11 protein-coding genes and 1 pseudogene are annotated in these 14,310 nt (G+C 53.2%); 8 read left to right on the forward strand and 4 right to left on the reverse strand.

Translation table 11 applies throughout. From position 1 onward, the window contains the following. Nucleotides 1-88: 88 nt before the first annotated feature. The 5 genes and pseudogenes from Q0816_RS23270 to Q0816_RS23290 all read left to right on the forward strand — a co-directional run bounded on the left by Q0816_RS23270 (nucleotide 89) and on the right by Q0816_RS23290 (nucleotide 6,888). Nucleotides 89-823, forward strand: coding sequence for a TetR/AcrR family transcriptional regulator (locus tag Q0816_RS23270; RefSeq protein WP_298855189.1), 735 nt, complete (start codon nucleotides 89-91; stop codon nucleotides 821-823). A 121-nt stretch (nucleotides 824-944) separates the two neighbouring features. Continuing rightward, the gene (locus Q0816_RS23275; protein WP_298855192.1) at nucleotides 945-2,051 is read left to right on the forward strand and encodes an alkene reductase; all 1,107 of its coding nucleotides are present in this window, start codon (nucleotides 945-947) and stop codon (nucleotides 2,049-2,051) included. A 126-nt stretch (nucleotides 2,052-2,177) separates the two neighbouring features. Beyond that, nucleotides 2,178-2,504 (forward strand): annotated as a pseudogene (locus Q0816_RS23280) (carbohydrate porin); the annotation flags it as partial. Between the two features lie 392 nt (nucleotides 2,505-2,896). Then, on the forward strand, nucleotides 2,897-4,777 hold the full coding sequence (locus Q0816_RS23285; protein ID WP_298855195.1) for a tetratricopeptide repeat protein: 1,881 nt from the start codon (nucleotides 2,897-2,899) through the stop codon (nucleotides 4,775-4,777). A 275-nt stretch (nucleotides 4,778-5,052) separates the two neighbouring features. Next, nucleotides 5,053-6,888, forward strand: a complete 1,836-nt coding sequence (locus tag Q0816_RS23290) for an adenylate/guanylate cyclase domain-containing protein (RefSeq protein WP_298855197.1) — start codon at nucleotides 5,053-5,055, stop codon at nucleotides 6,886-6,888. A 351-nt stretch (nucleotides 6,889-7,239) separates the two neighbouring features. On the opposite strand, the gene Q0816_RS23295 is transcribed toward Q0816_RS23290, so the two are convergent. The 3 genes from Q0816_RS23295 to Q0816_RS23305 form a co-directional block, all read right to left on the reverse strand. Further along, nucleotides 7,240-8,349 (reverse strand): efflux RND transporter periplasmic adaptor subunit, encoded by a 1,110-nt coding sequence (locus Q0816_RS23295; protein ID WP_298855199.1) that lies wholly within the window; start codon nucleotides 8,347-8,349, stop codon nucleotides 7,240-7,242. Between the two features lie 83 nt (nucleotides 8,350-8,432). Beyond that, on the reverse strand, nucleotides 8,433-9,887 hold the full coding sequence (gene gntH / locus Q0816_RS23300) for a guanitoxin biosynthesis MBL fold metallo-hydrolase GntH (protein WP_298855201.1): 1,455 nt from the start codon (nucleotides 9,885-9,887) through the stop codon (nucleotides 8,433-8,435). A 4-nt stretch (nucleotides 9,888-9,891) separates the two neighbouring features. Further along, nucleotides 9,892-10,200: a hypothetical protein gene (locus tag Q0816_RS23305; protein WP_298855202.1), complete on the reverse strand. Its 309-nt coding sequence runs from the start codon at nucleotides 10,198-10,200 to the stop codon at nucleotides 9,892-9,894. A 144-nt stretch (nucleotides 10,201-10,344) separates the two neighbouring features. On the opposite strand from Q0816_RS23305, the gene Q0816_RS23310 reads away from it, so the two are divergent. The 3 genes from Q0816_RS23310 (at nucleotide 10,345) to Q0816_RS23320 (ending at nucleotide 12,657) form a co-directional block, all read left to right on the forward strand. Continuing rightward, a complete protein-coding gene (locus Q0816_RS23310) occupies nucleotides 10,345-11,679 on the forward strand; it encodes a hypothetical protein (RefSeq protein WP_298855204.1) in 1,335 nt (444 codons plus the stop codon). A 312-nt stretch (nucleotides 11,680-11,991) separates the two neighbouring features. Then, nucleotides 11,992-12,174: a hypothetical protein gene (locus Q0816_RS23315; RefSeq protein WP_298855206.1), complete on the forward strand. Its 183-nt coding sequence runs from the start codon at nucleotides 11,992-11,994 to the stop codon at nucleotides 12,172-12,174. A 69-nt stretch (nucleotides 12,175-12,243) separates the two neighbouring features. After that, nucleotides 12,244-12,657 carry a cytochrome c gene (locus tag Q0816_RS23320; protein ID WP_298855208.1) on the forward strand — a complete coding sequence of 138 codons (414 nt, stop codon included), beginning with the start codon at nucleotides 12,244-12,246 and terminating at the stop codon, nucleotides 12,655-12,657. A 377-nt stretch (nucleotides 12,658-13,034) separates the two neighbouring features. Here the strand turns inward: Q0816_RS23320 and Q0816_RS23325 are convergent, their stop codons facing one another. Continuing rightward, complete coding sequence (locus Q0816_RS23325; protein ID WP_367180575.1) at nucleotides 13,035-14,231, reverse strand: NADH:flavin oxidoreductase/NADH oxidase family protein; 1,197 nt, start codon at nucleotides 14,229-14,231, stop codon at nucleotides 13,035-13,037. Nucleotides 14,232-14,310 lie beyond the last annotated feature (79 nt).

Here is a 14,310-nt window from a genome sequence, read left to right on the forward strand (position 1 = left end):
CCGAGCGCGGGCTCTCTTTTCTACGATCACGATCCTCCTCGTCTGACACTCCCGCAAAAAGACAAACAGTCCTGATCCTAAGATTAGCGTGACACCAAGCGGGATGGGGAGGTTTTGTATTTCTACCGACCTAAATTCCTTTCTCTGGTCACAATACGGACTGACCATTCCAAAAATTTCCTACCGCCACCTTGAATTTCTGGACCGACCATTCCACATCCTGCTCATGAGCAAAGAAACTCACGCAGTTGGTGACATCAAATCACCCGCAGGCCCGGGTAGGCCTCGCGCCTTTGACGAAGCTGAGGCTTTGGAAAAAGCCTTGTGCGTTTTTTGGCACAAGGGCTACGAGACCGCATCTGTGGATGATTTGACCAAGGCCATGGGTTTGAGCCGGTCCAGCTTCTATGGAACGTTCGGCAACAAGCAGGCTTTGTTTCACAAAGCTCTCAGGCACTATTCAAGGCGTGGTCTAAAAAATCTGCGTGACGTTGCAGATGCGGGCGGAAATGACCCCGTTGGTGCGATAATGGAAGCTTTGGCGAACCCGCAAGGCGGTCGTGACGGCTGCATGCTGATCAATTGCCTTACGGAGCTTGCTCCTCATGATGATGAAGTGGCGGCTCTCGGGCGACAGCATTTGGAGAGTATTGACGAGATTATTGCAAGAGCGCTTGAGCCTTCGGACCCGGGACAGGTACTCGACAAGGCACGCGCCTATGCCTCCCTCGCAATCGGCACGTTGGCATTGCGCAAGGCGGGTGTTCCCCCCGATCAGATATCACAAACTTTGAAACAAGCTCGGTTGGTGATATCGCCTTAAGTCTCCCCCAGTCATAAGGCTATGAAACGTAACAAAAGTTCCAACAATAAACCGCGACCTTAGAATTGGACTAATTAGTCCAAAATTATTTGAACGAAGTAAACCAAAGAAGGAAGCAGCAATGGCTGATGAAAAACTGTTCTCCGGCATCAAAGCTGGTGCAATCGAGCTGAAAAACCGCGTTATCATGGCGCCACTGACCCGCAACCGGGCAAGAGCCGAGGATGACAGCGTCCATGAATTGCAGGCCAAGTACTACGCGCAACGGGCGGGTGCTGGTCTGATCATCACGGAAGCTTCGCAAATCTCGCCCCAAGGGAAAGGCTATGCCTGGACGCCTGGCATTTATTCCGAAGCACAGATCGATGGCTGGAGAAAAGTGACTGAGGCCGTCCATACCGAGGGCGGCAAGATCGTAATCCAACTTTGGCATGTGGGCCGGATTTCGCATTACAGCTTGCAGCAGGATGGTGGCGCCCCTGTTGCACCATCCGCAATTGGAGCCAAGGCCAAGACGTTTGATGGTGAGCAGTTTGTTGAAACTTCTGAACCGCGGGCTCTGGCCATCGAAGAAATTGCTGGCATCGTTGCGGACTACCGGAGGGCCGCGGAAAACGCCAAAGAGGCCGGTTTCGACGGTGTCGAGGTCCACGCAGCCAACGGATACCTTATCGATCAATTCCTGCGGGACGAATCCAACCAGCGCGAAGACGAATACGGCGGTCCTGTCGAGAATAGAGCACGGTTCCTGAAAGAGGTCATGGACGTGGTTGTCGATGTCTGGGGCGCCGACCGCGTTGGTGTCCGCCTCAGCCCATTCTCGGACGCCAACAACATCTCCGACAGCGACCCACAGGCGACATTCGCCCATGCCGTCAAATTGCTGAATGGTTATGGGCTGGCCTATCTCCATCTCGTGGAGGGACAGACCGGCGGCCCGCGCGATATTCCGGAAGGTGGCGATCTGAAGATGCTCTATGATCTGTTTGATGGCGCGAAAATGGGCAACAACGCTTATGACCGCGAAATGGCGATTGAAGCGGTCGAAACCGGAGCCGTCGATCTGGTGGCTTTCGGTCGGCCGTTTATTTCCAACCCTGACCTTGTCAACCGGATGGAGAAAGGCGCCGCTCTGAATGAGCTCGATCCGACTACCCTCTACGGCGGCAATGAAAAAGGGTACACCGATTATCCGGCACTAGCAGAGGAAGCGGTTGCCGCAGAGTAATACATCGCTCTTTACTCCGTGGTGACAGGCAATACCAAAAAGTGAGCGCGCCGGTTTGGGCGCGCTCACCTATGGCAGGCCGATGCATCACAAGATGGTAGCCGTCCGGAAGATTACGGGGCAGCCTTCTCTGCTGCCTGGTTGGTTCAAAACAAATGGCTACCCTTCTTCCGGGCCGGAGCCTCCAAAGGAACAGCCGCCCTCTATGACCGGTCGGTTTCGGTTGGGCTGGGCTATTATGGCCGGAATACCGATGGCGCTGGCATCGGGTCGAACTGGGCTGAGGCACGCGGGGTGGATGGTAGCCAATTCACTGCTGAAGCGTTCTATCGATTCTCGATACCGCCCGGCGTACAGATCACCCCGTCTATCCAATTCATCGAAAATCCGCTGCTCAACACGAACGGGAGCAATATCACCCTGATTGGGTTGAGAACCAGAATCGTGTTCTAATCGGGTTGGCCTGATCAGAAAGGCCGCAGCTTACACATAAGTTCGTATGATCTTCTGCAATTTCTAATTGAACGCGTATTGCCCAGACATGCCTTGGCAATAGCGGGCGCTTCTGACCAATAACGCGACCTTTGTTCCACGCAGATCAGCCAACTCGAATGACGGGTAGATTTAAAGCTTGCATGACGAATACTCCACACCGCCACGCACCACCTCATCGCCCACACAGTGTCAGCGTCTTTTGGTTACCATGCTTGGTCTCCATCATGAGAAACCTGACTTTGTCGGAGCCTGACCGGTGCCGCAAATATGCGATTTGGTATAGGGCGAAATGCAGAACTATGGATTCAATAGATCAGGATGGATAATCTTCGGTGTAGGGGAGAACGGGAGTGGAACGCCGGCTTACCACTATCTTGAGTATTGACGTCGTGGGCTACTCGCGACTGATGGAACGCGATGAGGCAGCGACGCTGGCTGCTCTAAAGTCGCATCGGTTAGAACTCATTGACCCCTTTGCAGCGAGTTTTGGTGGCAAGACGATCAAGTTGATGGGTGATGGTGCACTATTGGAGTTTGAGAGCACCGTACAGGCAATGAAATTTGCTGTTTCTGTCCAAAACGAAATGCTTTCTCGAAATTCGAACGTTCCAGAAAGCGAAAGAATTGTCTTTCGGATCGGCATTAATATCGGAGATGTGGTTGCCGAGGATGGAGACATTTATGGTGATGGCGTCAATGTCGCTGCTCGACTTGAAGGCTTGGCTGAGCCGGGAGGAATTTGCATTCACCGCAGCGTAAGGGACCAGGTTCAGGACAAGCTGGATCTGAATTTCCAGGATCTGGGTGAGACCGAAGTCAAGAACATAGAGAGACCAGTCCGAGCATTCGAAGTCGTTCTAGATGACAAGGCCAAGGCATTGGCGATATCAGAGCCAGTTGCGCATACGAAACCACCGATATCCAAGTGGGCGCCAACTCTGGTCGGTGCAGTTTGCATCTGTTTAGTGCTAGTTGCGGTCATATGGTGGCGATCCAGAGAAGTGGCACCTCTTGCCGAACAAGAGGAGTTGGCGCTTGCCATCCCGGACGAACCTTCCATCGTCGTTTTGCCCTTTGAGAGCCGCTCAACTGTCGAAGATGTCGGCTATCTGGCAGAAGGTTTTGGAACAGCAATAACGACGCAGCTTTCGAAGTTTCCACAGCTATTTGTGATCGCTGGTTCGACTTCGATTACCTTTGCGGAAAGCTTGGTTAAACCGCGAGAAATAGGTCGAGAGCTCGGTGTGCGATATATTCTGTCAGGTAGCGTTCAGAGCGTTGGCGAGAATATTTCAATTAACTCAACACTTATAGAAACAGAGTCGGGACACGCACTATGGTCGGAACAATATGACATTGCCGTCGAAGAAGTGTTTTCCGCTCAGGCTGACCTTGTACGGGAAATCGCATCAACCCTAAAAATAGTAGTTGAGGAAGAAGAAGTCGCGTCGCTGAAGAAACGACAGACTGATGACCAAGAAGCGTATGAGCTTTTTCTGAGGGCTGTTGCCAAAAGCAAGCTGCTGAATACTGCAAGTCGGCAAGAGGCAATCGAACTTCTGGAACGAGCAATATTGCTCGATCCAGACTACCTTTCTGCACATATTGAACTGAGCGGTCGCTATCTAAGCCTTTGGCGCTTTAGTGGGTCGGACGATCCGAAAACTGCACTGAACAAAGCTCGTCAACACGCAGAGCGCGCATTGGAACTGGATCAATCTGACTATCGCGTTCAACATCGCTTAGGACAACTACACTTGTTTGCCGACCACGATCACCAACTCGCGTACCAAGCGTTTGAGCGCGCAATTCGGGAGAACCCGAATGATCCAGAGGTCTTGTATGACATGGGCTTTTTGCGCTCGCTCATGGGTGAGCCGGCTGAAGCGATTGAATGGAACAATAAGGCAAAAAGGGTCAACCCGCGTTATCCCGGCTGGTACAATTTCAACGCGGCACTTTCCCATTTCTTGATTGAGGACTACCAACAAGCACTTTTGCTGGCAAAAACCGGCATCTCAACTTATCCAAAGTCGCTTCCTCCGCGCCGCATCTTGGTCGCAACCCTTGCAGAAATGGGACGTCTGGCAGATGCACAGGTTGAAGCAAAGAAATTACTCGAAATCAGGCCGGACTTCCGTGTTTCTACACACAGAAACACACCCTTTATGCATACTGAGGACCAAGATCGGTATTTTGGTGCGATGATTGCTGGTGGATTGCCCGAATAGCAAGGTTTTCAAAACCCCGAGTACTGGCTGTATGCGCGGTTTCCCCAAGCGTTCGCCTGTTTGTCTCACGGCCTAGTTGATGCAAAGCTCGATTTTGAATTTCTGGTTTGGGCTGCAATTAGCCATGTATGCAAACCGTAGGAAATGACGGCTATGAGCCCAAAGCGGAAAATTTCCTATCTGGATTTCTCCCCCAAATTCGTCCGCCCGCAAAACTGAGCGGTTTGGCGAAGAAACGCAAACGATGTTAGGATCGGCTCCTAAAGGGGCGTTGTATGGAACGGAAACTGGTGGCCATACTTGCAGCGGACGTCGTCGGCTATTCAGGAATGATGCGGGCTGATGAGGAAGGCACACTCGCGACACTCGCGACCTGTAGAACGATCATCGATGGTTGTATCGAAAGTGCAGGCGGGCGAGTATTTGGCGGCGCTGGCGACAGCGTATTGGCAGAGTTTCATAGCTCTGTCACTGCCGTCCGCACCGCGCTGGAGATTCAGCACCGCCTGACCGCTCAGAATGCTGACTTGTCTGAAAGCTCACAAATGGTGTTCCGGATTGGGGTTAATCTGGGCGATGTGGTCAGCGAAGGGGACAATCTGCTCGGCGACGGCGTGAACGTCGCCTCTCGGCTCGAAGCGTTGGCCCCCCCTGGCGGTATTTGCATTTCCCGCCAAGTGACCGAGCAAATCGCTGGAAAGCTGGATGAAGGTTTCGTCAGTGCGGGGCTGAAAGGTCTGAAAAACATACCTACACCACTAGAGGTTTTTGTTTGGCCAGCTACAGCTGCCCGGTCCATTCGAACGCAACCGAAATACGGCCGCTGGGCAGCTGCAATTGCCTCTGTTGCAACACTTGCGATTGCGGCATTTTGGTATAGCCATACATTGCCAAGCGCTTCGAAGCTTCCAACAGGTGCTCGGATCGCGCTGGTGCCTTTCAAAAATCTCAGCGCTGAGCCTGGTGACACATATTTCAGCGATGGGCTGAGCCGGGATATCAATGCGTTGCTTGCCAGGTTTTCCAACCTTTTTGTCATCGCGCCCGAAGCTATGTTGGCCTTCCGTGACGACACAGGCTGCGAAAAGCTGCGCGAAACGCTTGGCGCAGATTTTATCCTGCGAGGCACGGTGCAGCGCTCGACCGATCAGCTTCGGGTCACGACCACTCTGACCGATGCTAAAAGCTGCCGCCAGTTAACATCACCTGGACCGTTTGATGTCGATTTGAATGCGGAACGATTGCTTGAAGTCCAGCTCGACATTGCCCGCAAGGTTGCGTCGGCCATCGGGTCCAGTGATGCACCATTATTTAAATCAGCTATCGCACAGGAGATTAGGAATAAGGCGCCAGACAGTCTTGATGCGTATGAATGTGTGTTCTTGTCGTTTTGGTTCTATCAAACATTCACCATCGAGGATCATCGAATTGCGCGCGACTGTCTGCTACGCACGGTTGAGGCGGAACCTGATTATTCACTGGCCTGGTCACGGCTCGCCTACAATTATCTGGAGTCTAAGAAGCGCCAAATGGATACGCGGCCGGACTGGTCTGTGCAGGCGCGACGTGCTGCCAACAAGGCACTTGAGGCTGACCGAGAAAACCCGGATGCGTATTACGCATTGGCGATCCACAGTCGTATGGTAGGGGAGAGCACGGATATCTTCCGAAAATACGCGCAACGCGCAATTGATCTCAATCCTAATGACTCCTGGATTCTCGCTGATTTGGGAATCTTTCTGGCATATTCGGGAGAATGGGAGGCAGGTGAAACCTGGATCACTCGGGCGCGGGAACTCAATCCTCAGCTTCATCCCGGTTATGGCAATGCCTTTCACCTGCATGCAATCGTGCGGGGCGACTACGATGAAGCATTGGCCGTAATAGCCGGTATGGGTGGTGCACGTCGCCACATGAACATAGCTTCCACCGCCGCGGCCTTGGCGTTAAACGGCGAACTGGACGCTGCGAGAAACCTGGTCAATGAACTAAGAAAAGAGTTCCCTGATGCAACCAAAGACCCACTAGCGCCCTTCCGCGCTCGCGACATGCCGGAAGACCTGATCGATAAACTACGTAAAGGCCTCAAGCTTTCAGGTTTGGACGTTTGAGTCACGTTTAAGATCTGATCCGCTGACCTCTTGGGGTGAATTTTCGTGATATCACCAAGCTTCCATCCAAGCGTGTTGAACCAAACCCATGGAATGCGCCACCGGCGATCTTTATCTCGGACGTGAAGCCTATCCACGAGCCGCCTACGTTGGGATGACGAATTTTTGCGTTCTCCCATATCAGGGAAAGTGCAATGTTTGACTTTGAATGTCCGCTGTGGGCTGCGACCAGCCAATCATGCTCACCGCAGAAAACGAAGCGCTGAGCCCCAAAGGTACAAATGCTGCGGCGTGAACAAATGGCAGCTTCAAGGCAAAAACCAAAAGCTGCCGGATGTACACCGAGCAGAATCAAAGATAATTGAGCTTTTTGGTAACCCAGAATAGGATTTCTGCCAAAATACCAATTGCTCCAGCCTTGTCTGTTTTGACCAACGCCGTTCCTGATGTCCCAAACTGCATTGCACTGTTTTCTGCATCCTTTGGCAGTTCAACCAATACAATGTAGCTGGAAATTCCGGCCAACTCCCGCAAAGAAGGAAGGCCAGACCTAAGGTCAAGGGTGCCTTCGGTTGTTCCCACGGGAAACGCAGAAATACGACCGGCGATTTCTCTGCCAGGATCTGCTCTAAAAGCAAGCCGGATTTCATCACCGACCGAAACATTGGCGCGACTGGATTGGGGCAGAGTAGCAACAACTGCAAAGTCACCGGGCTCTACAAACGTTATCGCACCTTGTAACGGAGTAGCACGGTTGCCTGGTCGCAGCGAAACAGCCGTGACAATGCCGTTCCCTGGGGCCTTTACAACCGTTTGCTCTAACTCCCAACGGGCTTGTGCAAGTGTTTGTTCGGCCTCCACTACACCAGCGTCACGCCCATCGATTTTCGCGGCGATGCGCCGCTCAAGGCTGGTCTTCCGAGATTCGGCTGCGCGGATGTTCGCGGTCAACTGGTCGATGGTCGAGACAGCCTCTTGCAGTTGGAATGTGGTTGTTGCCCCACGTTCCTCCAAACGGATGATGTCATCGCGGCGCTGGATTCCGAAAGTCAGCTGAGCAGTTAAGGATTCTATCTCCGCCTCGGCGGCTGACAAATCTGATACCAGTTGATCGGCAGATGACTTTGCAGCTTCCAAGACAGCTTCGAGCCGGGAGACCTCGGCTTTGTAAACTTCACTATCTATCCGGAATAGAGTCTCGCCCTTTGCGACTTCTTGGTTTGGCTCTACAACGACTTCTGTAACCGTGCCAGCCACGTTTGGAGCAATATTCGTTGAAACTCCCTGAACCGATACAGGGCCAGTCGGAGTTGTGTGGTTCAGAGCGCCGATGACCACCAATGCAATAACAGCAGCGACACCGTAAACCAGAGTTTTCCAGAACCCATTCCAGGGGAGAAGGTGGAACTTGGAGAAGACCAGCCAGATTAATCCAAAATAGAGGCCAAGTACGATTAACAAGGCTTCCTGCCTCCTACGGTGCTTTGGAAAAAGTTGACCGGCCAACCGGGGATTCGGATGGCCGGTTTGATTGCCGTTGCGATTTAATTGTCGCTTTGTTCTTCCAGCACTTTGCGGTTGGCTTCACGATGACGCCACGCTGCGCCCATGCTCTCTTTCAGGTTATCCGGAAGAGCATCCAAAGGCACAACAAGATCGCCGTCAACTGGCCATTCGGTCAGCAACTCGGGGTGGTATCCTTCGGGGTAATACAGCTTTGGGTCGATTTCCATTTCGCGCACATAGGGCTCCTGAATGTCCACGCGCTGATGCGGAGGATGCGGCACCACAAGCTGGCCATTGCTGAAGTCAAACTGCGGCGCCCGTGAGTTCGGGAACCGTGGCAGAATACCTTCACGCACCCAAATCTGATCCTTTGTTACGTTGACCACGATGCCGTCAGGCGCACCAAAGTGATAGGGACCTTTCCAATGCTCGCGGATCTCCGCAACGGTCTCCTCAATCTGATAGGGATCATAGCTCATGTGCGTATTCATCAAAAGCCGGGGTTGCACCAGATTGGCAATGTAGCCAGCGGCATAGCTGGGTGTGTGATGAGTATCGACTGTATAACGCCCCAGAAATGGCGGCACGCCCTGAACACCAGATGAGATTTCGATGATTTCCTGCTGCTGTTCGGTGACAAAGACATCACAGCCTTTGGCGAAAGGTATGTCGATCATGTTAGGTCGACCGTCACCCGTCCAGATGAAGCACAAGCCATTCCAGTCCAATCGATATCCGGACGCGCCGTCCTTAGCATGGCTGCGCTGCCAATGTGTGACTTTCACACCGTCTTCGTCATAGATCACGCCACCATTGTCGCGGAAATCGAACTCGTTGACGATGATGTCCCAGCCTTTGCCAACTGGAAACACGCTAAACGCATCCCTGTGCCAACCGGTCATCATTTTCATGCCTTCAACCATCGTCGCCGTGCCGTATTCCTCGGTGCGGCCCGAAGGGCCATGCACCGTCAGCTGTTCATGCCATCCACCGGCCCACGTCCCGAACATCCACAGGTATGGCAGGCCACCAAAGTGATCGACGTGCAGGTGTGTAATGAACACGTCGGTGATTTCATTCAGTGCATATCCACTGGCAATGATATTCGCGGGTGAGCCTTCACCAATGTCGAACATGAAAATCTTGCCGTTGCCGAGTTCGACAAGAATGGCGGTGTTCATCTGTCCAGGACGAATGAATGGTGCCGATCCCATGAAGATGATCCGCATCTCGTTGGGCTGAACATCTTCGGTGCGCGGGAACCAGTTTGCCGCGCTTTTTAGCCACGGCTGAGGTGATATACCCTCAAAGGTTAAACCCTCTTTCCAGCGCCCCATTGGAACACCGCCGCCTAAGGCAGCGGCAATATCTTCCTGTGATGAGGGCTCTTGTACTGGAACCCCCTGACCAAATGCACTCGTAGCAAACAGTGTCGCCGCGGCGGCGAGAGCGCCAAGTGACTTAGTCGACTTCTTCCATCTGTCTTGCAGCATTTTTTCAGTCCTTTATTCGAGCCTGAGTAAATATGGGAACCACTTCTGAAATGGTTATTGGGACGATTTCTAATTGGGCGACCCGAGAGAGATGTTCGGCGATTTCTTCAGCCAGGCCATCAAGACTTTCGATGACGGGGCTGTTCAGACATGCCGGAGTTGTCTCATTGACCTTCTCCGGCCTCTCCAACTCAGCCGAAAGCAACTCGAAATCCTGGCAAAGCACCTCAAATCCACGATGGGTCATTCGCATGTGGCGGATGCGATTGATTTGGTCTGGGAAAGCGAGTTCTAGTAAATTGACGTCCGTCATCGTCCGGCCACCTGGTCCCTTTCTGAGCGCAAGCTTGAGGGCACAACGCGTAACGCAGAAGGGTGACACCGTGATATTAGGGTGACATTCAAACATTCATTTGACAGTATAGAATTGAAAATACAGAGAAACTTGAAGTTTCAGATGCCCGACCGAGAATTGACCCTTGATCCGGAACGTCACGCGACCCGTGTGAGGGATGCGCTGGACCAAGTGTTGGCGAGTAACACCTTTTCCAAAGCAGAACGTTTGCGGAATTTCCTGAACTATGTTGTGGAAGAGGCCATTGCTGGCAGGTCCGAGGCTATTCTCGGCAAAACAATTGCTCAGGATGTCTACTTCAAAAGCTTTGCCAGTGAAGACAGCCACATCAACGTTGTTCGTGTAGATGCCGGACGACTCCGCAGAAAACTTCAGCAATATTACGAAACAATTGGTGCCAAGGATGATCTGCGCATTCATATCGATAGTGGCGGATACGCGCCCTGGTTCGAGGACCGCTCGGATATAAGTGAAACGCCTCAGATTGCTCACGCTGAAACTAAGTCGAAACTGTATTGGCTAATCAGCATTCCTGTCGTCGCTATAACGATCATGGCATTTGTTTTCTACTGGAACGAACGCTCAGAATTGACCATTGAAGTTATCTCACAGACACCCGCACGCACGCTCGAGCGACAAGCTTTGTCCGGCAAGTCACCCGCGGCGGTACAGGCATCAAACTATTGCGATCAAGCCCGAGGCCTGCTGTTTCCTATCGCTAGTATCGAAAACCAAATCCTGGCTGGCGAGATATTCAGAATGGCTATTAAAGAAGCCCCCGATTTTTACTGTGGATATGCCGGGTTGGCCCACAGCCTGGGAACACAGGCCCTTCTAACGCGAGCCGGGGAGGAGCGTGACGCGCTGATACAGAATTCAGGAATAATGGCACAGAAAGCGGTGGACATCGCACCATCAAACGGCTGGAGCCAATCCGCATTGGCATGGATGTCATACGTCTCTGGCGACTATGACAGTGCATTGGAATATTCAGCGCTCGCCCAGTCGCTTCGTCCCAAAGACGGAAACGTTCTGGACTTTCGTGGCGTGATATTGCTGGTTCTGGGTCGCTTTGAAGAAGCGTATGACGTTAGTGATCCAAGGCATCCGAGAGAAATTGGAAGCCATCGGTTTGCACACAGAAACATTCACGCAGTTGCCAGCTTTCACATTGGAGAGTTCGGGGAGGCAATCTCGTCTCTGGATTTTGCGAGTGACAACGGTGACCCTGTCAGCGCTCTCTCACTGGTTTATCTGGCGGCTGCCCATCAAAGGTTGGGTGAAACCAAAGAAGCGAAGGCAACACTGAATCAACTGAAGCAGTCCTGGCCAGCTTTCAGGCCAGATTTGGTTCTGGGTGCGTTTTATTCCCGTCCCGAAATGTTTGAGGGCGTGACGTCAGCCTTGCGGGATGCCGGTTGGGTTATGTTGGAATAACCCTCTCGAGACCAATCAAACAACCGGCTAGCGTGCTCAAGCGCTTGTCGTTATGCGCCGGTACAAACATGAGTTAATATTTTCGTGGAGAGTTGAAAGCGGTCATTAAAACATGCGACGCAAGTGCAGGTTGGTACCGCTTCTCGGGATTTGCAAAACCCACTAGTGAATGTCCGCTTCGGGCTCCACCGGTCGCTGGTACGCGTCACGGATACTTGAGCGAAAATCCGAGTCGCGATCCGACACAGAGCACTTCCGGGGCAGCGATGCGCTGCCAGGCGGTGAGAAGCACCAGCCATCGATCACCTGACTTTGGCAGACAAGGGATGGGACGTAGCCAGCCTGGCCCACGACCTGCACACCGGCATCACGCCCGAAGGGGACACCTTTGGCGAGTCCATGGGCGAGGTCGTGCTTTACGGGACAAGTTTCCTGACTGAGGCCGACCGGACGGCTATTGCGACCTATCTGATGGACAAACATGAAGGGGGATGAGGCAATGAAAACCGGAACAATCTTTGCATTTGCCTTGGTCGGGATTGTCGTCACCGGTGCCGCGGTCGCTTGGCTCGCACCTTCAGGCACGCAGGCGAGACCGCCACGTCCGATGTTGAGGAGGGCGCGGTGCTCTATGCCGAGTTCTGCGTCTCTTGCCACTGCGATGAACTGGAAGGGCAGCCCAATTGGCGCGCCCCAAATGAGGATGGCACAATACTTGCGCCGCTGCATGACGAGACCGGCCATACCTGGCACCACGGGGATGCGCCGCTGTTTGGCTACACCAAAAAGGGTGGTGAAGCAGCGGTGGAAGCCCGTGGCGTGTCTGGTTTTGCCAGCGGCATTCCGGGATTTAGCGACAGTCTGAGCGATCAGCAGATCCGAGACATCCTTGCTTATATCAAATCCACCTGGCCTGAGCGCATCCGAGAGATGCAGGCGGTGCACACCGAAAGCCAACAAATGCAGGGCGGCTCATGACCTGCGTCGCCGCCGCGACGATTGTCCTGTGGCGGGATGTCTGATCTCTGAGATGTTCGCTGTGTTCACCGATACTTTGATCGATGACTTCTTTGCTGATCCGGTGTTGACTACACCAATAGGTCTTATTGCCGATGGGCTTGAGTTCGGCTGATCCACAGAGGTTGGGGGCTGGATCATCTTATAGAAGTCTCAAAAGGTCAGTTCAGACAGCTGTTCCCGTTGCCGTGTGTTCGCGTCATCACCTTACCCCACGAAATTTTTTTGTGGGGTAAGGTGATTTACAATGCCGAAGTCTCTTCGGAATAGATCACTACGTAGTTCATTATAAGCAGTTGTTTTTGCTTCAACTATGCTTGACTTGCCCTTGAATGGGTTTAACGAAAAGCAAACCTTGCTTTCCATATCTCTGCGCGCTGGTCGTCGCGTTCTTCATATTCAATGACAGCCTGGGTGATGTCCCGATCTACCACACCTTCCCGATCTTCCCCGAGATCCGCTATTCGCATGGTAAACCATGCTGTCATCCCACCTGGTGGCAATGTGGCGAAACGTGGGAAAACAGGATCTTCCTTTTCTGCCTGCCATGTCCTGGGCAAATCTGGATCGAGGACGAACCCGCGCGCGATACCCACCGCGTCCACATCCCCTGAAACGATTGCGGCCTCGGCCTCTTCACGATGTTTGAATCCTCCGGTGACCATGAGCGGGGTCGAGATCAACGCCCGCGCCGCCCGGGCGAAGTCCAGAAAATACGGGCCTTTGGTCGCGCGTTCGGAACTTGATGGCGCGCCGGGAAAATAGGTTCCGCCGCTGACGTCCAATAGATCGACACCTTTGCATTCCAGCTCTGCAACCACTCTGAGCGCGTCTTCTTCCGTTAGCCCACCGTCAAGCTGGTCGGTGGCGTTCAATTTGACCGTAACCGCAAAGTCGGTGGGCACTGCGGCGCGGACGGCTTCGACTGTTTCAATCAGCAGTCGCATCCGCGTCTGGATCGATCCGCCATAGGCATCTGCCCGGTGGTTAAAGAGTGGGGACAAAAACTGGCTCAGAAGAAATCCGTGGGCTGCATGGATTTGAGCGCCGCCAAATCCCAACTCGGCCGCACGACGGGCTGTGCGGGCAAAATGATCTGGTATGGCCTTGATCTCTGCAAGTGACATCGCTTCGCTTCGGAAATCAGGAAAGTCGATGGCGCTCGGCCCTTTGGGTTGGCTGACCGGTCGATGCGCCAGAGCGCCGGCGTGACCAAGCTGTAGCCAGAGCTGCGCCGAGTTAACCGACCCGCGCCTTGCCAGATCACGGAATGCCAAAACGTCAGCCTGATCATCAAGCACCAGATTGCCGGGTTTTTCGGGGTAACGCGGATCCCCCTGCACCTCACCGATGATTGACGCTGCAACACCACCCTCAGCCCAGCGTTCATAGAGGCGTATCTGTGCAGCGGTCGGGTTGCCCTGGCCATTCGCCAGTGAATCCGACATGGCCGATTTGATGATCCGGTTCTTCAACACACGCCCGTTCGGCAGAGTAAGGGGGGTGAAGAGGGAGGTGTTCGAAGCGATTGGCAAGGCAATTCTCCTTGGATTTCAGTCTTCGTCTTAGATAACTTGGAAAAGAAACTTCAATAATCCTGTAACTTGGATCAAT

The sequence above is a fragment of the uncultured Ruegeria sp. genome (assembly GCF_947497005.1).
Classification (GTDB): Bacteria; Pseudomonadota; Alphaproteobacteria; order Rhodobacterales; family Rhodobacteraceae; genus Ruegeria.

Coding starts and splice junctions, on each gene's coding strand:
- Q0816_RS23275 (WP_298855192.1), top strand. CDS start 945: ATGGCTGATGAAAAACTGTTCTCCGGCATCAAAGCTGGTGCAATCGAG.
- Q0816_RS23290 (WP_298855197.1), top strand. CDS start 5,053: ATGGAACGGAAACTGGTGGCCATACTTGCAGCGGACGTCGTCGGCTAT.
- gntH (WP_298855201.1), bottom strand. CDS start 9,887: ATGCTGCAAGACAGATGGAAGAAGTCGACTAAGTCACTTGGCGCTCTC.
- Q0816_RS23305 (WP_298855202.1), bottom strand. CDS start 10,200: ATGACGGACGTCAATTTACTAGAACTCGCTTTCCCAGACCAAATCAAT.
- Q0816_RS23310 (WP_298855204.1), top strand. CDS start 10,345: ATGCCCGACCGAGAATTGACCCTTGATCCGGAACGTCACGCGACCCGT.